The sequence below is a fragment of the Rhizobium sp. SRI_017 genome (assembly GCF_057586295.1).
This window is the reverse complement of record NZ_JBYCZP010000004.1, coordinates 315,378-337,793: the sequence shown is the minus strand read 5'-3', so window position 1 is coordinate 337,793 and position 22,416 is coordinate 315,378. Positions and strand designations below refer to the sequence as shown.

Annotated in this window: 20 protein-coding genes; 5 read left to right on the top strand and 15 right to left on the bottom strand. The window is 60.7% G+C overall.

Translation table 11 applies throughout. The features are described 5' to 3' along the window. Window positions 1–120: 120 nt before the first annotated feature. Entirely contained in the window at window positions 121–585 is a 465-nt protein-coding gene (locus tag AC2YI2_RS11955; protein ID WP_487386691.1) for an Lrp/AsnC family transcriptional regulator, read from the top strand. Window positions 586–641: 56 nt separating this feature from the next. Here the strand turns inward: AC2YI2_RS11955 and AC2YI2_RS11950 are convergent, their stop codons facing one another. Next, entirely contained in the window at window positions 642–2,453 is a 1,812-nt protein-coding gene (locus AC2YI2_RS11950) for a methyl-accepting chemotaxis protein (RefSeq protein WP_487386690.1), read from the bottom strand. Between the two features lie 1,180 nt (window positions 2,454–3,633). Between AC2YI2_RS11950 and AC2YI2_RS11945 the strand changes: the two genes are divergently transcribed. Then, the gene (locus tag AC2YI2_RS11945; RefSeq protein WP_487386689.1) at window positions 3,634–5,610 is read left to right on the top strand and encodes a bifunctional 2',3'-cyclic-nucleotide 2'-phosphodiesterase/3'-nucleotidase; all 1,977 of its coding nucleotides are present in this window, start codon (window positions 3,634–3,636) and stop codon (window positions 5,608–5,610) included. A gap of 106 nt (window positions 5,611–5,716) precedes the next feature. Continuing rightward, entirely contained in the window at window positions 5,717–6,484 is a 768-nt protein-coding gene (locus AC2YI2_RS11940) for a class II aldolase and adducin N-terminal domain-containing protein (RefSeq protein WP_487386688.1), read from the top strand. 28 nt (window positions 6,485–6,512) lie between these two features. On the opposite strand, the gene AC2YI2_RS11935 is transcribed toward AC2YI2_RS11940, so the two are convergent. Together AC2YI2_RS11935 and AC2YI2_RS11930 are read right to left on the bottom strand one after the other, a co-directional pair. Further along, the gene (locus tag AC2YI2_RS11935; RefSeq protein ID WP_487386687.1) at window positions 6,513–6,977 is read right to left on the bottom strand and encodes a hypothetical protein; all 465 of its coding nucleotides are present in this window, start codon (window positions 6,975–6,977) and stop codon (window positions 6,513–6,515) included. Window positions 6,978–7,039: 62 nt separating this feature from the next. Continuing rightward, a complete protein-coding gene (locus tag AC2YI2_RS11930) occupies window positions 7,040–7,363 on the bottom strand; it encodes an HlyU family transcriptional regulator (RefSeq protein ID WP_487386686.1) in 324 nt (107 codons plus the stop codon). Between the two features lie 98 nt (window positions 7,364–7,461). On the opposite strand from AC2YI2_RS11930, the gene AC2YI2_RS11925 reads away from it, so the two are divergent. Continuing rightward, the gene (locus AC2YI2_RS11925; RefSeq protein ID WP_487386685.1) at window positions 7,462–8,448 is read left to right on the top strand and encodes an alpha/beta hydrolase; all 987 of its coding nucleotides are present in this window, start codon (window positions 7,462–7,464) and stop codon (window positions 8,446–8,448) included. 100 nt (window positions 8,449–8,548) lie between these two features. Then, window positions 8,549–9,118, top strand: a complete 570-nt coding sequence (locus AC2YI2_RS11920) for a hypothetical protein (protein ID WP_487386684.1) — start codon at window positions 8,549–8,551, stop codon at window positions 9,116–9,118. A gap of 10 nt (window positions 9,119–9,128) precedes the next feature. Here AC2YI2_RS11920 and AC2YI2_RS11915 read toward each other — a convergent pair whose 3' ends face one another. The 12 genes from AC2YI2_RS11915 to nuoI all read right to left on the bottom strand — a co-directional run bounded on the left by AC2YI2_RS11915 (window position 9,129) and on the right by nuoI (window position 22,383). After that, window positions 9,129–9,809 (bottom strand): ABC transporter ATP-binding protein, encoded by a 681-nt coding sequence (locus tag AC2YI2_RS11915; protein WP_487386683.1) that lies wholly within the window; start codon window positions 9,807–9,809, stop codon window positions 9,129–9,131. Between the two features lies 1 nt (window position 9,810). Continuing rightward, the gene (locus AC2YI2_RS11910; RefSeq protein WP_487386682.1) at window positions 9,811–11,130 is read right to left on the bottom strand and encodes a lipoprotein-releasing ABC transporter permease subunit; all 1,320 of its coding nucleotides are present in this window, start codon (window positions 11,128–11,130) and stop codon (window positions 9,811–9,813) included. An 11-nt stretch (window positions 11,131–11,141) separates the two neighbouring features. Next, window positions 11,142–12,470: a proline--tRNA ligase gene (gene proS, locus AC2YI2_RS11905; RefSeq protein ID WP_487386681.1), complete on the bottom strand. Its 1,329-nt coding sequence runs from the start codon at window positions 12,468–12,470 to the stop codon at window positions 11,142–11,144. A 624-nt stretch (window positions 12,471–13,094) separates the two neighbouring features. Further along, a complete protein-coding gene (locus AC2YI2_RS11900; RefSeq protein WP_487386680.1) occupies window positions 13,095–13,373 on the bottom strand; it encodes a DUF1467 family protein in 279 nt (92 codons plus the stop codon). Between the two features lie 2 nt (window positions 13,374–13,375). Continuing rightward, window positions 13,376–15,043: a ribonuclease J gene (locus tag AC2YI2_RS11895; protein ID WP_487386679.1), complete on the bottom strand. Its 1,668-nt coding sequence runs from the start codon at window positions 15,041–15,043 to the stop codon at window positions 13,376–13,378. Window positions 15,044–15,055: 12 nt separating this feature from the next. Then, window positions 15,056–15,823 (bottom strand): biotin--[acetyl-CoA-carboxylase] ligase, encoded by a 768-nt coding sequence (locus tag AC2YI2_RS11890; protein ID WP_487386678.1) that lies wholly within the window; start codon window positions 15,821–15,823, stop codon window positions 15,056–15,058. Then, the gene (nuoN, locus tag AC2YI2_RS11885) at window positions 15,823–17,268 is read right to left on the bottom strand and encodes an NADH-quinone oxidoreductase subunit NuoN (protein WP_487386677.1); all 1,446 of its coding nucleotides are present in this window, start codon (window positions 17,266–17,268) and stop codon (window positions 15,823–15,825) included. Before nuoN ends, AC2YI2_RS11890 begins: the two co-directional genes overlap by 1 nt. Before the next feature lie 11 nt (window positions 17,269–17,279). Further along, window positions 17,280–18,791 (bottom strand): NADH-quinone oxidoreductase subunit M, encoded by a 1,512-nt coding sequence (locus tag AC2YI2_RS11880; RefSeq protein WP_487386676.1) that lies wholly within the window; start codon window positions 18,789–18,791, stop codon window positions 17,280–17,282. Then, complete coding sequence (gene nuoL, locus AC2YI2_RS11875; protein WP_487386675.1) at window positions 18,791–20,812, bottom strand: NADH-quinone oxidoreductase subunit L; 2,022 nt, start codon at window positions 20,810–20,812, stop codon at window positions 18,791–18,793. Before nuoL ends, AC2YI2_RS11880 begins: the two co-directional genes overlap by 1 nt. 7 nt (window positions 20,813–20,819) lie before the next feature. Further along, window positions 20,820–21,128 carry an NADH-quinone oxidoreductase subunit NuoK gene (gene nuoK / locus AC2YI2_RS11870; RefSeq protein WP_487386674.1) on the bottom strand — a complete coding sequence of 103 codons (309 nt, stop codon included), beginning with the start codon at window positions 21,126–21,128 and terminating at the stop codon, window positions 20,820–20,822. A 16-nt stretch (window positions 21,129–21,144) separates the two neighbouring features. Then, window positions 21,145–21,759, bottom strand: coding sequence for an NADH-quinone oxidoreductase subunit J (locus AC2YI2_RS11865; protein WP_487386673.1), 615 nt, complete (start codon window positions 21,757–21,759; stop codon window positions 21,145–21,147). A 132-nt stretch (window positions 21,760–21,891) separates the two neighbouring features. After that, window positions 21,892–22,383: an NADH-quinone oxidoreductase subunit NuoI gene (gene nuoI, locus AC2YI2_RS11860; protein WP_487386853.1), complete on the bottom strand. Its 492-nt coding sequence runs from the start codon at window positions 22,381–22,383 to the stop codon at window positions 21,892–21,894. Window positions 22,384–22,416: the final 33 nt, after the last annotated feature.

The window sequence follows — 22,416 nt, the reverse complement described above, 5'->3', positions numbered from 1 at the left end:
CGATCTATGCGCGTGATTAGACCGCAAAAGCCGCGAAATGTCCTTGCAAAGACGGTTTGATTCCAACCCAATTTTCGAATATTATTGCAAGTTGAAACGATTAATTCGAAGGTTTCACCGATGGAGAAGCTGGATCAAATCGATCTTGCCATATTGAGGACTCTTCAAGAGACCGGCCGGATCTCCAATGCCGACCTCGCCGACCGGGTCGGGCTCTCCGCCTCCTCCTGCTCACGACGGCTCGACATCCTCGAAAGATCCGGCGTCATCTCCGGCTATCACGCCCGCGTCTCGCACAAGGCGCTCGACTACAAGATGATCGTCATCGTCCATATCTCTCTGTCAGGCCAGTTCGCCAAGACGCTCGCCGAGTTCGAGGCGGCCGTGAAGCGCGTGCCCAATGTGTTGGTCTGCTATCTCATGTCCGGCGAGTACGATTACATCCTGCGGCTGGCCTGCAAGGATCTCGAGGATTACGAGCGCATCCACCGCGATTGGCTCTCCGCGCTGCCCAATGTGGTCAAGATCAACTCCTCCTTCGCGCTCCGCGAGATCATCGACCGTCCGAATCTCGCCGCCCTCTGAGCGCAAAGAAAGGGCCGCGGAAAACCGCGGCCCTCTCCTTCGCGCTGATGTCTGCCTTAAGCCGCGCGGCGACCCTGTACCGGCTGCTGAACACCGACCTGGAAGGCCCGGATCAGGTCGACCAGTTCGTCGGTGTCATTGGCGAGCGACTCGGCGGCTGCGGTGGTCTCTTCCGCCATGGCCGCATTCTGCTGGGTCGCTGCGTCGAGCTGGTTGATCGACGAGGTGATCGAGCGCAGCGTCGTATCCTGCTCGGAGGCACTGTGCGCGATCTTGCCGACGATATCGTTGGCGGCCTTGATCTGCTCGGAGATGCGCTTGAGTGCTTCCCCGGCTTCGCCGACCAGGCGGACGCCGTGATCGACCTGGCCGGAGGACCGGGCGATCTGGTCCTTGATCTCCTTGGCCGCAGCAGCCGAGCGCTGGGCGAGTTCCCGGACTTCCTGGGCAACGACCGCAAAGCCCTTGCCGGATTCACCGGCGCGGGCCGCTTCGACGCCGGCATTCAGCGCCAGCAGGTTGGTCTGGAAGGCGATCTCGTCGATCACGCCGATGATCTTGGAGATTTCTGCCGAGGACTTCTCGATGCCGCTCATCGCGGTGATCGCTTCGGCGACGACGCCGTCGCTGCGGCTGGCTTCGGCGCTGACCGAATGGACACGCTTGCTCGCTTCGTTGGCGCCTTCCGCGGTCTGGCGGACGGTAACAGCGAGTTCCTCGAGTGCAGCCGAGGTCTCTTCGAGATTGGCTGCCTGCTGCTCGGTGCGCTGGGAGAGCTGGCCGGAGGCACGGCGAATCTCTTCCTTGCTCATCGAGATGTCACCGCCCTTGGCGCTGACCTTCGACATCGCCGCCTCGAGACGGCCGAGCGCATCGTTGAAATTGTCGCGCAGGCCGGCATATTGCGGGCCAAGGTCGCCGCAACGGGCGGTCAGGTCGCCGCGTGCCAGACCTTCCAGCGCCCGGCCGATCGAGGATACGGCATGGTTCTGCGAGGCGGCTTCCTGCTCACGGTCACGGAGGTTTCGGGCACGCTCGCCGTCGATCTCCTGTTGCTGTGTCGCCTCACGCTCGGCGGCGGCATGGCGCTCACGCACCTTCTGTTGCAGCGAGACGGTCGCCCGCGCCATCTGGCCGACTTCGTTCTTCCAGTCGCTGTGGGGAACTTCGATCTTGACATCCTCGTCGGCCACTGCCCCGAGCGCAGTGTGCACGCCCGCGAGCGGCTTGGTGATGCCGCGGATCACGTACCAGGCGATCGCCAGGCCGAGCAGGAAGAGCACGGCACAGCCGCCGAGTGCCTTGAACACAGTGCCGCGAACCTGGGCTTCGAGGTCGTCGATATAGACGCCGGTACCGACCACGATCTTCCAGGGGTCGTAGGCCAGCGAATAGGCGGCCTTGGGGAAGGTCACATCGGCCGGTTGGCCGGGCTTGCTCCAGAGATAGTGGGTGATGCCACCGCCATTGCGACCGAGCTGGGTCATGGCATGGCTAAAGCGCACGCCATTGGCGTCGACGGCGTCGGCCATGTTCTTGCCGATCCGTTTCGGATCGGGATGGAACTGCAGGACGACATCATAATTGTTGCCGAAGAAATAACCGTTCGGCTCATACTTGATCTTGGACAGCACCTTGTAGGCCTCGGCCTGGGCTGCCTCCAGCGTCATCTCGCCGGCCTTCACCCGTTCATTATAGGAGTCCATGATGGATATCGCGCTCTCGACCTGCGTGCGGAGCATGTCGAAGCGTTCGCGATAGATGTCCTGGGTGAAAGAGGTGAGCTGGAAATAGACGGCGACAGCGAAAGCCGCCATGAGGGCGCCGACCAACACGAAGAGTTGGTGCGCAATATTGAGCTTTTTCATATGTGATCTCGCTATGCGACGGGGAAATGAAACTTTCTCATCCCAGCCGATGCATGTCCCTGGCGGCGCATGCGCATTGCGAGCAAATCATTGCTCCGTCGAAGCTGTGAAGCGCAGGGTCGGGGAAATGGTTAAAATTTGAATTAATGGGCAAATGTAAACTTTTGTCAGATTTTACCGGGGTTAGTTGTAGTGACGTGTATGTCTTCCCGGAAGGAGCGGACTTATTTGATCAGCGTCCGATTTGTTGTCTTGCCTGAACCCTCACCAACTTCGGCCAAGGGTTCGCGATGCTCACCCGGCCTTCGTTCGCAAGCTCACCCTCTCCCGCAAGGGGAGAGGTAGGATGCCGCGCTCTCGGCCTCCGCAAGTTGCGAGACCGTGCCGCGAGTCTACCTCTCCCCTTGCGGGAGAGGATAGCAAGCCCGCATGAAACGAAGTCGAATGCCTGGGCGCGCTTGGTGAGGGGTGAAAAGCCCTCCCAAAAATTTCAGGGCATTATTGATTGAATACAATCCACTAACCCCATTTTTCCCCGCCCCCTCCAGCCATGCGATAATCACTCCCGTCCCGCATCGGCTACCACGCATGGCGATGCGTCGAGGCGGGGCCGGTGTTGCTGGTGTGGGGAGACGACGCAAAGCTCCATGCCAGGGCCCGTCGCAGAAAATGGTCCTCCTCAGGCCTGAAAAAGGGCCTGGCGTGCCTGTGAGGCATAGGAGGCATTCGAATGCCAGCCGGGGGTGATGGACCGGCACTTCCGGACTGCCAGCGATGGAGGACGGAGGAACATCGTGGGCGTGGAGGCTAGGGTTACATCGGCTTCCGTCACCCCGGGGCATTCGGTGACGCAGAGGGACCGGAGTTGCGCGGGAAAAACCACCGAACGGGGCACGGAAACGCGCCTTATCGGCTGCCGCGAGGCAGTCATTACTAACGTGGCACGGTTTCGTGCCCCGGCCGATATCCCATGCGAAAGCGGGGGATCCGGAGTAGTGCATGGTCAAGCCACGGGGCGGAACGGCTCGCGTGAACGACAGCGCATACCCGCAACTTAGGGGTTGCTAATTGTCAGTTCCGAGGTTTTTATCAAACGGTAAAAAATCCGTCATGAAAGGCGCGTAGCGGAAGATCACCGGCACTTTCCGCATCCAACAGAAAACCTCTAGAGGAGAGAGATATGACTCTGAACATCACCTCCACCCGCCGTTCACTGCTCAAGGGCATGGCCGCCAGTTCGGCGCTGATTATGCTCCACCCCTTCGCCGCCAATGCCGCCGCCAACCAGGCGCATCTCCGCATCATGGAAACGACCGACATTCACGTCGCGGTTTATCCTTACGACTATTATGCCGACGCACCCGACGACAAGCTCGGCCTCGCCCGCACCGCCACGATCATCGACAAGATCCGCGCCGAGGCCGGGAACTCCATGCTCATTGACAATGGTGACTTCCTGCAGGGCAATCCGCTCGGCGATTTCATCGCCTATGAGCGCGGCATGAAGGATGGCGCCGTCCACCCGGTGATCAAGGCGATGAATACGCTGGGCTACGATGTCGGTACCTTCGGCAATCACGAGTTCAATTACGGCCTCGACTTTCTTTTCAACACCACCAAGGGCGCGAACTTCCCTTACGTCTGTGCCAACCTGACCAAGGGCCAGCTCGCCACCGATGCCAAGCAGGACGAGCTCTTCATCAAGCCCTATGTGATCGTCGACAAGAAGATCAAGGACGGCGCAGGCGCCGAACACACGGTGAAGGTTGGTTTCATCGGCTTCGTGCCGCCGCAGATCATGGTCTGGGATTCCAAGAACCTCGAAGGCAAGGCCAATACCCGCGACATCGTCCAGGCGGCGAAAGCCTGGGTGCCTGTCATGAAGGAGGAAGGCGCCGACATCGTCATCGCGCTCTCCCATTCCGGCATCGACGCGACGGGTGAAAAGGAGCGGATGGAAAATGCCTCGCTCTATCTCGCCGGCGTCGAGGGCGTAGATGCGATCTTCACCGGCCACCAGCATCTCGTCTTCCCCGGCCCGAAGACCTGGGACGGCGTCGCCGGCGCCGACCCGGTCAAGGGTACGCTGCAGGGCAAGCCAGCGGTGATGGGCGGCTTCTGGGGCTCGCATCTCGGCCTGATCGACCTCTTGATCGAGCAGGACGGCGGCAAGTGGAAGATCGTCGACTTCACCACCGAAGCCCGTGGCATCTACCACCGTGAAGACAAGAAGGTGATCCCCGACGTCGCCGACAAGGCCGAAGTGATCGACTCGATCAAGGAAGAGCACGAGGCCACCCTCGCCTATATCCGCCGCCCGGTCGGCAAGACCTCGGCGCCGCTCTATTCCTATTTCGCGCTGGTCGCCGACGATCCCTCGGTCCAGATCGTCAGCCAGGCCCAGACCTGGTATGTCAAGGACCTGATGAAGAACTCGGAGTTCAAGGAACTGCCGATCCTCTCCGCCGCGGCACCCTTCAAGGCCGGCGGTCGCGGCGGCGCGGAGTACTACACCAACGTGCCGGTTGGAGATGTCGCAATCAAGAACGTCGCCGACCTCTATCTCTATCCGAACACGCTACGCGCGGTGGTCATCACCGGCGATCAGGTCAAGAACTGGCTCGAAATGTCGGCTGGCATCTTCAACCAGATCGAGTCGGGGGCCAAGGATGCGGCACTCATCAACCCTGCCTTCCCGTCCTACAATTTCGACGTCATCGACGGCGTAACCTACGAGATCGACCTCAGCGTGACGCCAAAATATGACAAGGACGGCAATGTCATCAAAGCGGACGCCAGCCGTATCAAGAACCTGAGCTTCGACGGCAAGCCGATCGACCCGGCGCAGAAATTCCTCGTCGCCACCAACAACTACCGCGCCGGCGGCGGCGGCAATTTCCCCGACATCAAGGACGACAAGGTGGTGCTGGTGGCTCCAGACACGAACCGCGACGTGCTGGTGCGCTACATCATCCAGGAGGGCACGATCAATCCGTCGGCCGACGCCAATTGGAAATTCTCGGCCATGCCCGGCACGACGGTCGTTTTCGAGACTGGCCCCAAGGCGCGCGAGTTCCTTGATGACGTCAAGAGTGTGAAAATCGAGGATGCCGGCGAAGGTGCCGAGGGTTTCGCGAAATTCCGCATCACCCTCTGACCCCGAATTTTTCGTGCGGGTGGCTGCCCTGTCGGTGGCCGCCCGCATTGACCGTGGGGTCGGCGCATCGCATCCTTGTTCCACGAGCCGAATTGAGGGAAACATCATGAGCGCCAGAGTCGCCCCGATCCAGAAACTGACCAACTTGCCCTTCTACCAGGAGCGCGTCGACCTCGCCGCCGCCTTCCGCTGGACGGCACGGCTCGGCATGCACGAGGCGGTGGCGAACCACTTCTCGCTGGCTGTCAACGACGAGGGCACGCGGTTCCTGATGAACCCCAACCAGGTGCATTTCTCGCTGGTCAAGGCCTCGTCGCTGCTGCTGCTCGATGCCAATGACCCCAACACCATGGAGCAGCCCGACGCTCCGGATCCGACGGCCTGGGGCCTGCATGGCTCGATCCACCGCCACCTGCCGCATGCCCGCTGCGTCATGCATGTCCATTCGATCTATTCGACCGTGCTGGCCTCGCTCGCGGATTCGCGCCTGCTGCCGATCGACCAGAACTGTGCAACCTTCTTCGACCGCTATGTGATCGACGAGAATTATGGCGGCCTCGCCATGGAAGACGAAGGCACGCGCTGCGCCCGGATGCTCAAGGATCCGAAGCACAAGATCATGATCATGGGCAATCACGGCGTGCTGGTCATCGGCAAGTCGGTCGCCGACGCCTTCAACCGCATGTATTATTTCGAGCGCGCCGCCGAGACCTATATCAAGGCACTGCAGACCGGGCAGAAGCTCCGCGTCCTCTCAGACGAGATCGCCGAGAAGGTCGCGGCCGAGATCGAGGATTATCCCGGCCAGGCCGAGCGGCACCTCGCCGACCTCAAGACCCTGCTGGAGAGACAAGAGCCGGACTTCATGCACTGAAGCCCAACTGTGGATCGGCCACCTGGGGTCAATCGCCGCAGGTGATCGAGAAGCTTTTCTTGAACTCAGACACCCGCTTGTCGCCGTCCGTCACATAGGCCTCGAGATCGAAGCCGTTGCAATTGTGATTGACCAGAACCGTGCGGAACAGCTTGTCCTTCGCCATGAAGGATATGTAGAATTCCTCGCTGACGGGCTTTGCGGCCTCGTCAAGCGAGGGCTTGGTGACGACATGCAGGATCGGGTTGTTTTCGTAGAGCCCCCCGGCCTTGCCGCTCAGGACAATGTCGATGAGCATCTGGACACTTGCGCCATTCTCGTCCTGGGCGACGATCTGGTCGGGCGCATCCGCGATGTTCTTCCCGACCTTTCCGGAATCCTCATAGATCAGATAGGCGTTGATCTTCGCGATAACAGGCGCATCCGCAAATGCGAACCCCGGCACCAGAATGCCGACGATTGCGGACAGTACCAATCCAGACTTCAATGCCATGATGCTCCCCCACCCGTGAAAAAGGCCGCTGACGCGGCCCCAATTGTCAATCCACCAATCACTCAGACCGGGCGGTCCGGAGACCCATCGCCGAACAGGCCGACGCCGTGCTGGTCGATGATCTGCTTGGCCTTGCGGAACGTGGTCTCGATCGCGTCGTCCTGGCTCGAGAAGATATCTGCGCGGATGAAGCGGCGCACCATCAGCCCATCCGCTGCATCATTCTCGATGCGGCCGGCCAAGCGCCACTGCCCGCCCTCCTTCATCGGCGTCGCATAGACGGCATACTCGCCGATGCGCTCCATCCGATCCTTGCTGCCGCCAGAAGAACCCTTGGATTCGCTGCCGCCACCCAACCCAAACAATTTTGAAAGAAATCCTGCCATAGAATGCGTCTAGCACAGCGATTTGAGGCAAGGAAGTCTCATTCGCATGCTAAGATCGCCCTGCGCCAGATCTGATCGAACGCGTGGAGGCACTACAGATGAGGGCGCCCAAGATCCTGTTTCCCACCGCCATAGTTCTTGCGATTGTCATCCTGCTGCTTGGCGCCGCCTGGCTCTTCGGTTCGCGCACCGTCGTGGACACGACGATCACCTTCGACCCCGAACTGCTCGGTGACGATCTCGACGCCTATCTCGAAAAGGCGGAAGCCAAGGTTCGCGGCATACAGCCAAACCAGCACAAGGAAATCGTCTGGGCCGATCCGGAGACCAAGGCAAAAGCACCGATCGCCATCGTCTACATCCACGGCTTCTCGGCCTCGCCGCAGGAGATGCGCCCCGTGCCCGATATCGTCGCGGCAAATCTCAAGGCCAATCTCTTCCTCACCCGCCTCTTCGGGCATGGCACGACCACCCGGCCTATGGCCGATGTCAGTGTCAATGCCTGGGCCAACGATTTCGCCGAAGCCCTGGCGATCGGCGAAAGATTGGGCGACAAGGTCGTCGTCATGGGCACGTCGACCGGGGGTGCGCTCACCACCTGGGCCATCGCGCAACCCGCCTTCAGGGATCGTATCGACGCGGTGATCCTCTGCTCGCCGAACTACGGCGTGCAGGCATTCGGCTCGTCGCTGCTGACCTTGCCCTTTGCCCGGCAGATGGCCAATGTCGTGATGGGCGAGACCCGCTCCTTCGAGCCTGGCAACGATCTCCAGCGGCTCTATTGGACGACAACTTATCCTGTCGACGCAATCCTGCCGATGGCAGAGGTGGTCAGGCTCGCCGTCGATGCTCCCGTCGAGCAGACGAAGATACCTGCTCTCTTGCTCATCTCTCCAGACGACCAGGTCGTCCAGCCCGCGATCACAAGACACATGGCAGAGCGATGGGGCGCTCCCCACAGACTCGTCGAGATCAAAGGCGTCGAAGACCCATCGAAGCATGTGCTGGCTGGCGCAGCCATGTCGCCTTCGACCACCGAACCCGTGGCGAAGCTCGCCACAGACTGGTTGCGCCAGACGCTTTGATTGGACATCTGACGAAATGTTGAGTGGCACCTTCCTTGACCCTCGCGCCAGCGCCGACGTTTAATCTCGGCTGACTTCCGTGATTCTCAGAGGGGTTTGGATGCTTCGGATCGTGCGGATCACTATGCTGTCAGTGTCGGCATTCTTGGCAACGGCGGCCCATGCCGGCGAGGTCGCAAAGCTCGCCGAGGAAGCCGAGGCGCTGATCACCAAGGGCGATGGGCCGGGCGCCTATGACAAGATACGCCAGTCACTGGCTGCGGCCTCCGACAGCATACCCTTCGACGTGCGAAAGGCCTTCTTCGTCAGCGAGAAGCCGCTGATGTTCGGCAGTTATGACCGCGTTGCGAGCAATGAGTTTCCGACAGGCACATCGCTGATCACCTATGCGGAGCCGATCGGGCTCGCCTGGGTGCCCGATGGTGGCGGGGTGACCAGCGCCTTCACGGTCGATTTCGAACTCCGCAATCCCTCGGGCGAATTGCTCGCCGAGCAGAAGGCTTTTGGCAATTTCAAGATCGAGAGCCATGAGCCGCTGTTTGAGATCTTCACGCCCTTGACGCTCGACGTCTCCGCTGTGCCGGCCGGCGACTATGTGCTGAAATATGTCTTCAACGACACCAATTCGAAAAAGACCACCAGCATCGAGCAGCGCTTCAAGCTGAAGTAGAGCGGGCGCGTCAGACTTCGACGATCTGGCCCTCGGCCAGCGTAACTCTGCGGTCCATGCGCATGGCGAGCTCATGGTTGTGCGTGGCGATCAGCGCTGCCAGGCCGGACTGCCGAACCAGCGCTTCGAGCGCCTCGAAGACGTAATGCGCCGTCACCGGATCGAGATTGCCCGTCGGCTCATCAGCGAGAAGCAGCAGCGGAGCATTGGCAACGGCTCTAGCGATGGCGACACGCTGTTGCTCGCCGCCCGACAATTCGCCGGGACGGTGTTCGGCGCGATGGCCAACGCGCAGATAGTCGAGCAACTGATGGGCCCGCTCGGAAGCGACGGAAGGCGACAGCCCTCCGATCATCTGCGGCATCATGACATTCTCGAGCGCCGAAAATTCGGGCAGCAGATGATGAAACTGGTAGACGAAGCCGATCTCCGCACGCCGGATCGATGTCCGGTCGCGATCATCAAGACCGCCTGCACTTCTGCCGCTGAGCAGAACGTCTCCGCCATCCGGGCGTTCGAGCAGACCCGCAAGGTGGAGAAGCGTCGACTTGCCCGTGCCGGACGGGGCAACCAGAGCAACGATCTCGCCCTTGCGCACGGTGAGATTGGCGCCCTTCAATATTTCGAGCTTGGTATAACCCGTGCCGTAATGGCGCGAGATGTCCTGGAACTTCAACACATCCGCCGTCATCTCACTCGTACCTCAGGGCCTGCACGGGGTCGATGCGGGACGCCCGCCAGGCCGGCAGGATGGTCGCGATGAAGGACAGCGTCAGCGTCATGACGACGACCGTAATGGTCTCGGAGAGATTCATTTCCGCAGGCAACTGGCTGAGGAAATAGAGCTCCGGATTGAAGATCGTCGTACCCGAGAGCCAGGAGAAGAACTGCCGTATCGACTCGATGTTGAGACACACGATCACACCGAAGATGACGCCCGCGATGGTGCCGACCACACTGATCGTGGCACCGGTGATGAAGAAGATCCGCATGATGGATCCGGATGTCGCGCCCATCGTGCGCAGGATCGCGATGTCGGGTCCCTTGGACTTCACCAGCATGATGAGGCCGGAAATGATGTTGAGCGCCGCGACCAGCACGATCAGCGTCAGGATCATGAACATCACATTGCGCTCGACCGCGAGCGCCGAGAAGAAGGTGCGATTGCGCTGGCGCCAGTCGGTGATGAAGATCGACCGGTCGGACGCCGCCTCGATCTTCGGCCGCATTTCGTCGACGGCCTCAGGATGGTCGAGGAAGACCTCGATCGACTGCGCGATGCCGTCCTGGTTGAAATAGAGCTGCGCTTCCTCGAAGGGCATGAAGATGATCGAGGCGTCATATTCCGACATGCCGATCTCGAAGATCGCGGAGACCTTGTAGGATTTGACGCGTGGGTTGACGCCGAGCGGCGTCACGTCGCCTTCCGGGGAGATCAACGTAATCGTATCGCCGGCCGAGAGGCCAAGCGAGGCCGCCATGCGGCTGCCGATGGCAACGCCTTCGCCGGATGCGAAGCTGATGAGGTCGCCCTGTTGGATATTGTCCGCGACCATCTTGAGACGCGAGAAATCGTCGGTGCGAACACCCTTGACCAGCGCGCCGGTGCCAGCGCCGCCCTTGCCGGAAGCCAGCGTCTGACCCTCGATCAGCGGGATCGCATCCTTGACGCCCTCGATCTTGCGATACTTGTCCGACAGAGCGGCATAGTCATCAAGCACCCCGTCGATCGGCTGGATGATCATGTGACCATTGATGCCGAGAATGCGCGTGATGAGTTCGGTGCGGAAACCGTTCATCACCGCCATGACGATGATGAGTGTCGAGACACCCAGTACGATGCTGAGGAAGGACAGGATCGCCATCACCGAAATGAAGGCTTCCTTGCGCCGGGGCTGCAGATAGCGAAGCCCGACCATCCGCTCAAAAGTCGAGAAGGGGCGGACCGACGGCGCCCTCGCCTTTGCCACAACTGCCGCCGTGGCTTCCCCGTCCGCCGTATCACTCACCATGCCTGCTCCGTTCAACCGGCCGACGTCAATTTGTTGATTGCGGCCTCAATAGACAGCGTCTCGCGTGCGCCAGACTTGCGGTCCTTGAGTTCCACCTCGCCATTGGCGATCGAGCGCGGGCCGACGATGATTTGAGTGGGAATGCCGATGAGATCGGCCGTTGCGAACTTGGCGCCCGCCCGGTCGTCGGTGTCGTCATAGATCACGTCAAGCCCCGCCTTGCCGAGTTTGGCATAGAGATCCCCGCTGGCCGAGTCGCAAGCCTGATCGCCTGTCTTCATATTGATGATCGACACGTCGAAGGGCGCAACGGATTTCGGCCAGATGATTCCGTTCTCGTCATGTGAAGCTTCGATGATGGCTGGAACAAGGCGCGTGGGGCCGATGCCGTAAGAGCCCATATGCACCGTATGCTGCTTGCCGTCTGGGCCCTGCACGCTCGCACCCATCGGCTCCGAATATTTGGTGCCGAAATAGAAGATGTGACCGACCTCGATGCCGCGTGCCGACAGGCGCTCGGACTCGGGGATCGCGTTGAAGGCCGGCTCGTCATGCATTTCAGACGTCGCGGCATAGACCGAGGTCCACTTGTCGAAGATCGCCTGCAGGCCGGCAACATCATCGAAATCGGTATCCGCCGCCGGGATGTCGAAATTGACGAAATCGCGGTGGGAGAAGACCTCCGACTCGCCGGTATCGGCCAGAATGATGAATTCGTGGCTCAGATTGCCGCCGATCGGGCCGGTGTCGGCGCGCATGGGAATGGCGCGAAGGCCGAGCCGATCGAAAGTGCGCAGATAGGCGGTGAACATCTTGCGATAGGAATGCTCGGCGCCTTCCTTGGTCAGGTCGAAGGAATAGGCATCCTTCATCAGGAATTCGCGCGAGCGCATGGTGCCGAAGCGCGGACGCACCTCGTCGCGGAACTTCAACTGGATATGGTAGAGGTTGAGCGGCAGGTCCTTGTAGGACTTCACATAAGACCGGAAGATCTCGGTGATCATTTCCTCGTTGGTCGGACCGTAAAGCATGTCACGGTCCTGGCGGTCCTTGATGCGCAGCATCTCCTTGCCATAGGCGTCGTACCGGCCGCTTTCGCGCCAGAGGTCTGCAGACTGAAGCGTCGGCATGATGAGTTCGATGGCACCGGCGCGATTCTGCTCCTCGCGGATGATCTTGTTGACCTTGTCGAGCACGCGCTTGCCCAGCGGCAGCCAGGAATAGATGCCCTGGCTCTGCTGGCGGATCATGCCTGCGCGCAGCATCAGCCGGTGGGAGACGATCTCGGCTTCCTTGGGGTTCTCTTTGAGGATGGGCAGGAAGTAGCGGGAAAGGCGCATGATTGATCCGGTCTTTTGTAAGCGTTTCCGGGGAATCGCGGGTTTGATGGGTGCTTGTCCACGGCTTCATAACGGCTTCGGCCGACAAAGCAAACCCGGCACAAAGTGCCGATCAACCAATTGTGGCAGAAGTATGCCCGGACCGTAAACGATTGTGGCACGAGGGCGTTTGCCCATCGCGATGCGCGGCCGCCCGCGGCGGATTTATGAAAACCAAGCGCGAAAAATTCCTCAATAAATTGAAGCGCTTTGCCGACCGCCGTCTCACGGTGACACGCATCTGCTACAGACCCTCGATTATTTTTGTCAACGGAATTTTTTGCTGACACTGTCTCATTTTTGCAAAAAAGCGGGTGACAGCGCTTATTCTTTGAGCTAGGGTCAGGCCATAAAACAGGCAGGGAGAACAACTCCAAGCCACTTTTTCGCGGTCAAGTCTTGGGAGGATGGGATCTTAGGCGCGCTCACCCGCTGCCCCCGCAAGGGAATGGGATCACGCGAAATCTTAGAAAACAAGGCTTTCAGCCTTGTTTTTTTTTGCCTTTGAGCAAGCCTTGCGTTACGCAAGGCAATAGCGCGGGCACATGACGCTTTTGTGACGGTTTTGTTGCGAGGACTGCCGAGCTACTTTGAAAAGTCCGGGACAAAACGCGGCAACGACATGGCGCTCACGCCATAGATGACCGTCATCGTGTACCATCCGGCATAAATTACCAATGACACCAGGGTGGTTAGCAGGAAGACGCGCCAGAAGCGGAAGCGCGCAGGCGCGCTTTTGACGGTGCCTGACACCACCTCGTTCTCGTCTGCCTGCGTCCTGAGGCCGATCGGCAGCACGAGGAACAGTGTGATCCACCAACAGATGAAATATTCGGCGAAGATCGAAATGAAATTGACAGCCATTGCTACACGCGGGTGACGAAGACGGTGACGACCGGCTTCTTACCCCAAGAGTGGTTCGCTGCCGCCCGGACCGATCGCCGCACCGCTTCCTTCAGCATATCGAGATCCTTACGGCGGGCGCGCGGGATACTCTCGACGGCGCCGAGGATCGCGTCATAGAGGATGTCCTCCATGTCGTCGCCTTCCTCGTCGAAGGCGGGCAGGCCGATGGCGATGACGTCGGGATCCGTGACGAAGTCATAGCGGCTGTTGAGCACGACATTGACGGCGACATGGCCGACAAACGAGAGCTTGCGGCGGTCGCCGATGCCCATTTCGTCGAGTTCGCCGAGCAGCTTGCCATCCTTGAAGATGCGGCCATGCGGCGCCTCGTCGATGATCTCGGCCGGACCGGGTGCAAGGCGCAGAATGCGACCGTTGCGGACTTCGGCAACCTGAGCAATGCCCTTCGAGCGGCCGAATTCGGCATGCGACACGAGATGGGCGGCTTCACCATGGACCGGCACGAGAATCTGCGGCCTGATCCATTCATACATCCGCTCAAGCTCGCCACGGCGCGGATGGCCGGAGACGTGGACCAGCGCATCACTGTCCGAGATGACGATCATGCCGTCATCGATCAGGGCGTTCTTGATGTCGAGGATCGCCTTCTCGTTGCCGGGGATGGTGCGCGAGGAGAAGACGAATGTGTCGCCCTTGGTAAACGCGATGTTGCGCATCTCGTCGCGGGAGATCTTGGCGAGCGCGGCGCGTGCCTCGCCTTGGCTGCCGGTCAGGACGACGACGGCATTTTCGCGCGGCAGGAAGCCGAATTCATCTTCGGCGATGAAGGGCTTGATGCCTTCCATCAGGCCGAGATCGCGCGCCACCTCTGTTGTGCGCCGCATCGAGGTGCCCAGCAGGAGCACTTCGCGACCAGCCTGTTCGGCGGCCATGGCGATCGACTTGATGCGGCCGACATTCGAGGAGAATGTGGTGATCGCTACCCTGCCCTCGGCCTTCTCGATGATCTGGCGCAAGCTCGCGGAAACCTCGAGTTCCGAGGGCGAGATGCCTTCGCGCTGGGCATTGGTGGAATCGCAGATCAGCGCCAGCACGCCTTCGTCACCGATGGCGCGGAGTTTTGCTTCATCTGTGCCCTTGCCCATGGTCGGGCCGGGGTCGATCTTCCAGTCGCCGGTATGCACGACATTGCCAAGGGGCGTTCTGATGATCAGTGCCATCGGCTCGGGAATCGAGTGGGCGACCTCGACGGGCTCGATCGTGAACGGACCGACCGTGACCTTCATGCCGGGATGCAGGTTCTTGACCGGGATCTTTTCACCCTTGTCATCATAGTCGCCCTTGGCCTCGAGCAGGCCGGCGGTGAATTGGGAGGCGTAGAGCGGCACGCCGAGCTTCGGCCAAAGGTCCTTGACCGCGCCGTAATGGTCCTCATGCGCATGGGTGATGAAGACCGCGAGAAGGTTCTTCTTCTCTTCGAGGATGAAGCGGATATCGGGAAGGATCAACTCGACGCCCGGCAGATCGGGGCCGGCAAAGGACACGCCGCAATCGACCATGATCCACTGGCGGTGCGATGCCGGACCAAAGCCGTAAAGCGCGAGGTTCATACCGATCTCGCCGACGCCGCCAAGCGGCAAAAACACCAATTCATCCGTGCCGGCCATCAAACTCATCCACTATGTACGAGGGAAAAAGACGTCGCCTGAAGCGATGCGGAGGGTCTCGCCGCTATCGAGGCGGAGCGCGAGCAACCCATCCTTCTCGATGCCTGCGAATATGCCCGAAAGCGACCGGTCTGGCAAATTGACGGTGATCGGTCCGCCGATGCCATGCACCAGTGCTTTCCAGCTCGCAACGATTTCGTCGATGCCTGCGCCAGCCTGCCAGACATCGAGCGCATGGGCGAGTTCGACCATCAGCCGGGCAAAGAGCGCCTCCGGCGAAGTCGACGCACCGGCCTCGGACAGTGAGGTGGCGGGATAGAGCGGATTCTCGGGCTTGTGGGCAATGTTGACGCCGCAGCCGATGACTACCGCACCGCGGCCATCGGGCATGCCTTCAGCTTCGATCAGAATGCCGGAGACCTTGCGGCCATCGACAAGAATGTCGTTGGGCCACTTGATGCGGATGCGGTCATCGGCAAAGGGCATTTCGGCGGAGATGGCGCGATGAAGCGCGAGCGCCACGACGAGCGGCAGCGCGGCCAAAGCCGCCTGGGGTGCGGGATCGATGAGGAGCAGCGACGAATAGAGATTGCCGGGTTCGGAGATCCATGTCCTGCCCCGCCGGCCACGGCCGCCGAGCTGGCGCCGCGCCGTGATCCAGAGCCGGCCCGGGTCGCCGGCCCGTGCGCGCTCCAAACATTCGGTGTTGGTGGAGCCGACATCGTCGAGCGCAATATGCCGGAACGTATCCAGCCGGTATGCGCTCTGACTATCTCCCATCAAAACAGCGCTTTGGCCGCGGCTTCAGCCGCCACGCCGATCCGGCCGCCGAACAGGACATAGCCGACGACGAAGAGACCGGAGAGGCTGTAGACGAGCTTCGCCGCACCCGGCACGCGGCCGAATGTCACCACCGAGGCATCGAACCACATCAGCTTGACGATACGCAGATAGTAGTAGGCGCCGACGACCGAGGCCAGAACGCCGATCACTGACAGTGCATAGAGACCAGACTTGATCGCCGCCATGAAGACGAAATACTTGGCGAAGAAGCCGGCGAGCGGCGGAATGCCGGCAAGCGAGAACATCAGGATCGTGAACACAACCGCCATGAGCGGATTGGTGGTCGAGAGGCCGGCGAGATCATCGATGCGCTCGAGCGGCTCACCTTCCGGCGTGCGCATGGAAAGGATGACGGCGAAGGAGCCCAGCGTCATGACCATGTAGATCGCCATGTAGAGCACGACGCCCGAGACGCCTTCCTGGTTGCCGGCAGCAAGGCCGACCAGTGCATAACCGACATGACCGATCGAGGAATAGGCCATCAGACGCTTGATATTGGTCTGGCCGATTGCGGCAAAGGCACCGAGCACCATCGAGGCGATGGAGATGAACACAACGATCTGGCGCCAGTCGGCAATGAGCGGCTGGAAGGCGTCGATCGCGACGCGCACGGTGAGCGCCATGGCGGCGACCTTGGGGGCCGCCGCGAAGAAGGCCGTGACCGGCGTCGGCGCGCCTTCATAAACGTCGGGCGTCCACATATGGAACGGCACCGCGGAGATCTTGAAGGCAAGGCCGGCAAAGACGAAGACCAGGCCGAAGACGAGGCCGAGCGAACGGGTTTCGGCCGAGATAGCGGCGGCGATTTCCGGGAACCCGGTATGGCCGGTGAAACCGTAGACCAGCGACATGCCATAGAGCATCATGCCGGAGGATAGCGCTCCGAGGACGAAATATTTGAGGCCGGCTTCCGTCGAGCGTGCCGAATCGCGGTTCATGGCCGCGACGACATAGAGCGAAAGCGACTGAAGCTCGAGCGACATGTAGAGCGAGATCAGGTCGTTGGCCGAGATCATCAACAGCATGCCGAGCGTGGCGAGCACGATCAGCACCGGATATTCGAACTTGTCGATCTTTTCCTGGCGCGCGAGCGAAATCGACATGACGAGCGTGCCGGCCGAACCGATCAGCACCAAGAGCTTCATGAAGCGGCCGAAGGCATCGGTCACGAAGGCGCCGCCATAGGCCAGTCCCTCGCCCGGATTGAACAGGATCCAGCCGCCGGCGAAGATGATGACCAGCACGCCGAGCCAGGACACCGGTTCCGAGGACTTCTCGCCCGCGAACACACCTACCATCAGCAGGAACAGCGCACCGACGGCGAGGATCATCTCCGGCGCCGAGAGGGTGATGCTTGCGAGGATCGTGCTTTCAACACTCATATCTGAGAATCCTAGTGCGCGGACGACGCGACGTCATGGGCGGCCTGGATAGCGGCCGTGTAGTTGTTCACGAGCAGATCGACCGAAGCCGCCGTCGCATCGAAGACCGGAGCCGGATAGACGCCGAACAGGATGGTCAGCGCGATCAGTGGATAGAGGATGAGCTGTTCGCGCGGGCTGAGATCGAGCAGACCCTTGAGCTTTTCCTTATCCAGCGCGCCGAAGATCACCCGGCGGTAGAGCCATAGCGCATAGGCGGCCGAAAGGATGACGCCCGTCGTAGCGAAGATCGCGACCCAGGTATTGACGCGGAAAACACCGATCAGGGTCAGGAACTCACCGATGAAGCCCGAGGTGCCCGGCAACCCGACATTGGCCATGGTGAAGATCATGAAGGCCACGGCATATTTCGGCATGTTGTTGACCAGGCCGCCATAGGCATCGATGTCGCGGGTATGCATGCGGTCATAGATCACGCCGACGCAGAGGAAGAGTGCGCCGGAGACGATGCCGTGCGACAGCATCTGGAACAGCGCGCCCTGCACGCCTTGAACGTTGGCCGCGAAGATGCCCATCGTCACGTAGCCCATATGGGCGACCGACGAATAGGCGATCAGCTTCTTCATGTCCTCCTGCATCAACGCCACCAGGGAGGTGTAGATGATGGCGATCACCGAGAGAGCGAAGACGAAGGGCGCGAAATAGTCCGACGCCAGCGGGAACATCGGCAGCGAGAAGCGCAGGAAGCCATATCCGCCGAGCTTCAGCAAAATGCCGGCCAGGATGACCGAGCCTGCAGTCGGCGCTTGCACGTGCGCGTCGGGCAGCCAGGTATGGACCGGCCACATCGGCATCTTCACCGCGAAGGAGGCGAAGAAGGCCAGCCATAACCATGTCTGCATCTGCGGCGGGAACTTGTGCGCGAGCAGCGTCGGGATATCGGTCGTCCCGGCGTCCCAATACATCGCCATGATGGCGAGCAGCATCAGCACCGAGCCGAGCAGGGTGTAGAGGAAGAACTTGTAGGACGCGTAGACGCGATCCTTGCCGCCCCAGACGCCGATGATGATGAACATCGGGATCAGGCCGGCTTCGAAGAACACATAGAACAGCACGATATCGAGCGACACGAAGACACCGATCATCAGCGTCTCGAGCAGCAGGAAGGCGATCATGTATTCGCGCAGGCGGTTCTCGATGGCGATCCAGCTCGCCAGCACGCAGAACGGCATCAGGAAGGTCGTCAGTACGACGAACAGCATCGAGATGCCGTCGACGCCGACGTGATAGGAAATGCCGGTGTTGAGCCAGTTCATCTTCTCGACGAACTGGAAGCCGGCATTCGAATTGTCGAAGCCGATCCAGATCACCAACGAAAGAAGGAAGGTGACCACCGTCGTGAAAAGCGAGATGTAGAGGACATTCTGGCGGCCGTTCTCACCGTCGCCGCGCATCGCAAGAAGGATGACGACGCCGGCAAGCGGCAGGAAGGTGACCAGGGAAAGGATAGGCCAGCCGGACATCAGAACGAACTCCCGAGCATCATCCAGGTTACAAGCGCCGCGATCCCGATCAGCATCACGAAGGCGTAGTGATAGAGGTAGCCGGTCTGGACCTTGACGACCTGGCCGGTGACATCGACCACGCGGGCGGCGATGCCATTCGGGCCGAGCCCGTCGATGACGCTGCCGTCACCGCGCTTCCACAGGAAGCGGCCGAGCCACTTGGCCGAACGCACAAAGAGCAGATCGTAGAGCTCGTCGAAGTACCACTTGTTCAGCAGGAACTGGTAGAGGCCGCTCTGCTGCTTGGCGAAATAGCTCGGCAGCCAGGGCGACCGGATGTAGAAGTAGTAGGCGACCACAAATCCGACGACCATCGAGATGAAGGCCGACCATTTCACCAGCAGCGGAACATGGTGATAGTGCTCGACGATCTCGTTGCCCGGTGCCGTAAACAGCGCGCCCTTCCAGAACTCCGCATAGCCTTCGCCGAAGAAGTTTTCGTGGAAGATCACGCCGGCGAGAACCGCGCCGGCCGCGAGCAGATAGAGCGGTACCAGCATGACATTCGGCGACTCGTGGACGTGATGCATCACGTCATGCGAAGCGCGCGGCTTGCCGAAGAAGGTCATGAAGATCAGGCGCCAGGAATAGAAGCTGGTGAAGGTCGCCGCGATGACCAGGAGCGTGAAGGCGAAGCCGCCGAGCGGGCTGTGCGCGGCCCAGGCCGATTCGATGATCGCATCCTTTGAGAAGAAGCCGGCAAAGCCGATCGAGGTGCCGGGAATGCCGAGACCGGTGATCGCCAGCGTGCCGATCATCATCATCCAGAATGTCTTCGGGATGTGCGTACGCAGGCCGCCCATGTAGCGCATGTCCTGCTCGTCCGAGACGGCATGGATGACCGAGCCGGCGCAAAGGAAGAGCAGCGCCTTGAAGAAGGCATGCGTGAAGAGGTGGAAGATCGCCGCGCCATAGGCGCCGAGGCCGAGCGCCACGAACATGTAGCCGAGCTGCGAGCAGGTCGAATACGCGATGACGCGCTTGATGTCGTTCTGCACAAGACCGACCGAGGCCGCAAAGAAGGCGGTGATAGCACCGACCAGCGTGACGACCATCAGCGCGGTATGGCTGAGTTCGAATAGCGGCGACATGCGGGCAACGAGGAAGACGCCGGCCGTGACCATGGTCGCCGCATGGATGAGAGCCGAGACCGGGGTCGGGCCTTCCATGGCGTCCGGCAGCCAGGTGTGCAGAAGGAACTGCGCCGACTTGCCCATCGCGCCCATGAAGAGCAGCAGGCAGACGCCCGTGAGCGCGCCGGCCTTGTCGAGGTGATAGCCGAAGAGCGTCAGGACGGTTTCGCCGTGGGTGGCGGCACCTTCGACCGCTTCCGCAGCATGTTCGCCGCCCGCCGGCACATAGCTTGCGGCCGCGGCAAAGATCGAGTCGAGATTGATCGAGCCGAACAGCACGAAGCAGCCGAAGATGCCGAGCGCGAAGCCGAAGTCGCCGACGCGGTTGACGATGAAGGCCTTCATTGCCGCGGCATTTGCCGAGGGCTTCTTGTACCAGAAACCGATCAGCAGATAGGAGGCCAGACCCACGCCCTCCCAGCCGAAGAACATCTGCAGCAGGTTGTCCGACGTGATGAGCATCAGCATCGCGAAGGTGAAGAGCGAGAGATAGGCAAAGAAACGCGGCCGATGCGGATCGTGGTGCATGTAGCCGATCGAATAGACATGCACGAGGCTCGAGACCGTGTTGACCACGACGAACATCACCGCGGTCAGCGTGTCGATGCGGAATGCCCATTCGACGTCGACACCGCCGGACTGGACCCAGCGCATGACGGGAACGGTGATGCGTTCATGATCGCCCATGGCGACATCGAAGAACACGATCCAAGAGAGTACCGCGACGATCAGCATCAGGCCTGTCGTCACATACTCCGACGCCTTGGCACCAATGGAGCCGCCGCCAAGGCCGACGATCAGCGCGCCGAGAAGAGGCAGAAAGACAATGAGTTTGTAGATGAGCATGACTGCCTCAGCCCTTCATCATGTTGACGTCTTCGACCGCAATCGTGCCGCGGTTGCGGTAGAAGACGACGAGTATTGCAAGGCCGATCGCGGCTTCTGCAGCCGCGACGGTCAGAATGAACAGCGCGAAGACCTGGCCGGTGATGTCGTTCAGGAACGACGAGAAGGCGACCATGTTGATGTTGACGGCGAGCAGCATGAGCTCGATCGACATCAGGATAATGATGACGTTCTTCCGGTTCAGGAAGATGCCGAAGACACCCAGCATGAAGAGGATGGCGGAGACGGTCAGGTAGTGGCCGATGGTGATTTCCATTGTTCCGTTCCTTCCCTCAGAGGCCTTCGCCGGGCTTCGGGTTGACGACGCTGATGGCGGTCTCGGGCGTGCGCGCAACCTGGCGCGGAACGCTCTGCCGCTTGATGTCGGTGCGATGCTTGAGGGTCAGCACGATCGCGCCGATCATGGCGACGAGCAGCACGAGGCCCGCAAGCTGGAAGAAGAAGACGTAGCGCGTATAGAGCACATCGCCGAGCGCCGCGGTGTTTTCGCGGTCGGCGATCGCGGGGATCGGCATCGAGATGTTCTTGGCGATCTCGGGATTGATCGAGGAACCGCCGATGACAATGATCAGCTGAGCCGCGACGATCAGGCCGATCAGCACGCCGATCGGCGCATAATCGAGTGCCTGTGCCCTCAATTTGGCAAAATCGATGTCGAGCATCATCACCACGAAGAGGAAGAGGACCGCCACGGCGCCGACATAGACGACGAGCAGGATCATGGCCAGGAACTCGGCGCCGGTGAGCAGGAAGAGGCCTGCCGCACTGACGAAAGTTAGGATGAGGAACAGCACGGAATGTACCGGGTTCTTCGCCCAGATGACCATGAACGCCGCCGCGACCGCGACGAAAGCGAACAGATAGAAAAACAGAGCCTGCAGACCCATATCGGCGCCTTTTTCATCCCCGGGCGGAGAGCCTGGCGGCCCTGCCCTATCCTGCCCGGTGCGGATCTGATGCCCGCGGCCGTGGCCCTTCCAATCGATGCCCGGGACCCCGGGCGAATTCTTGCGCTGTTCTCAGCGGTACGGTGAGTCCATCGCGATGTTGCGGGCAATTTCCCGCTCCCACCGGTCACCGTTTTCGAGGAGCTTTTCCTTGTCGTAGTAGAGCTCTTCGCGGGTTTCGGTGGCGAATTCGAAATTCGGCCCCTCGACGATCGCGTCCACAGGGCAGGCTTCCTGGCAAAAGCCGCAATAGATGCATTTCACCATGTCGATGTCGTAACGCACCGTGCGGCGGGTGCCGTCATTGCGGCGCGGGCCGGCTTCGATGGTGATCGCCTGGGCAGGACAGATCGCCTCGCAGAGCTTGCAGGCGATGCAGCGTTCCTCACCGTTCGGATAGCGACGGAGCGCATGCTCGCCGCGGAAGCGCGGGCTGATCGGTCCCTTCTCGAAGGGGTAGTTAATCGTGGCCTTGGCCTTGAAGAAGTAGCGCATCGTCAGGAAGAATGCGCTGACGAATTCCTTGAGGAACAGCGAGCCGACGGCCTGCTTGAACGCGCTCATGCCCGAGCCGGAATTCTGCGAGGGTGCCGCAGC

Bases quoted from the DNA above. Each gene is read 5' to 3' on its own strand.
- AC2YI2_RS11920 (WP_487386684.1), top strand. From the start codon at position 8,549: ATGCTTCGGATCGTGCGGATCACTATGCTGTCAGTGTCGGCATTCTTG.
- nuoL (WP_487386675.1), bottom strand. From the start codon at position 20,812: ATGCTCATCTACAAACTCATTGTCTTTCTGCCTCTTCTCGGCGCGCTG.
- nuoN (WP_487386677.1), bottom strand. From the start codon at position 17,268: ATGAGTGTTGAAAGCACGATCCTCGCAAGCATCACCCTCTCGGCGCCG.
- AC2YI2_RS11880 (WP_487386676.1), bottom strand. From the start codon at position 18,791: ATGTCCGGCTGGCCTATCCTTTCCCTGGTCACCTTCCTGCCGCTTGCC.
- AC2YI2_RS11895 (WP_487386679.1), bottom strand. From the start codon at position 15,043: ATGGCCGGCACGGATGAATTGGTGTTTTTGCCGCTTGGCGGCGTCGGC.
- AC2YI2_RS11915 (WP_487386683.1), bottom strand. From the start codon at position 9,809: ATGACGGCGGATGTGTTGAAGTTCCAGGACATCTCGCGCCATTACGGC.
- proS (WP_487386681.1), bottom strand. From the start codon at position 12,470: ATGCGCCTTTCCCGCTACTTCCTGCCCATCCTCAAAGAGAACCCCAAG.
- AC2YI2_RS11935 (WP_487386687.1), bottom strand. From the start codon at position 6,977: ATGGCATTGAAGTCTGGATTGGTACTGTCCGCAATCGTCGGCATTCTG.
- nuoI (WP_487386853.1), bottom strand. From the start codon at position 22,383: ATGAGCGCGTTCAAGCAGGCCGTCGGCTCGCTGTTCCTCAAGGAATTC.
- AC2YI2_RS11945 (WP_487386689.1), top strand. From the start codon at position 3,634: ATGACTCTGAACATCACCTCCACCCGCCGTTCACTGCTCAAGGGCATG.
- AC2YI2_RS11940 (WP_487386688.1), top strand. From the start codon at position 5,717: ATGAGCGCCAGAGTCGCCCCGATCCAGAAACTGACCAACTTGCCCTTC.
- nuoK (WP_487386674.1), bottom strand. From the start codon at position 21,128: ATGGAAATCACCATCGGCCACTACCTGACCGTCTCCGCCATCCTCTTC.
- AC2YI2_RS11930 (WP_487386686.1), bottom strand. From the start codon at position 7,363: ATGGCAGGATTTCTTTCAAAATTGTTTGGGTTGGGTGGCGGCAGCGAA.
- AC2YI2_RS11865 (WP_487386673.1), bottom strand. From the start codon at position 21,759: ATGGGTCTGCAGGCTCTGTTTTTCTATCTGTTCGCTTTCGTCGCGGTC.
- AC2YI2_RS11925 (WP_487386685.1), top strand. From the start codon at position 7,462: ATGAGGGCGCCCAAGATCCTGTTTCCCACCGCCATAGTTCTTGCGATT.
- AC2YI2_RS11950 (WP_487386690.1), bottom strand. From the start codon at position 2,453: ATGAAAAAGCTCAATATTGCGCACCAACTCTTCGTGTTGGTCGGCGCC.
- AC2YI2_RS11910 (WP_487386682.1), bottom strand. From the start codon at position 11,130: ATGGTGAGTGATACGGCGGACGGGGAAGCCACGGCGGCAGTTGTGGCA.
- AC2YI2_RS11900 (WP_487386680.1), bottom strand. From the start codon at position 13,373: ATGGCTGTCAATTTCATTTCGATCTTCGCCGAATATTTCATCTGTTGG.
- AC2YI2_RS11955 (WP_487386691.1), top strand. From the start codon at position 121: ATGGAGAAGCTGGATCAAATCGATCTTGCCATATTGAGGACTCTTCAA.
- AC2YI2_RS11890 (WP_487386678.1), bottom strand. From the start codon at position 15,823: ATGGGAGATAGTCAGAGCGCATACCGGCTGGATACGTTCCGGCATATT.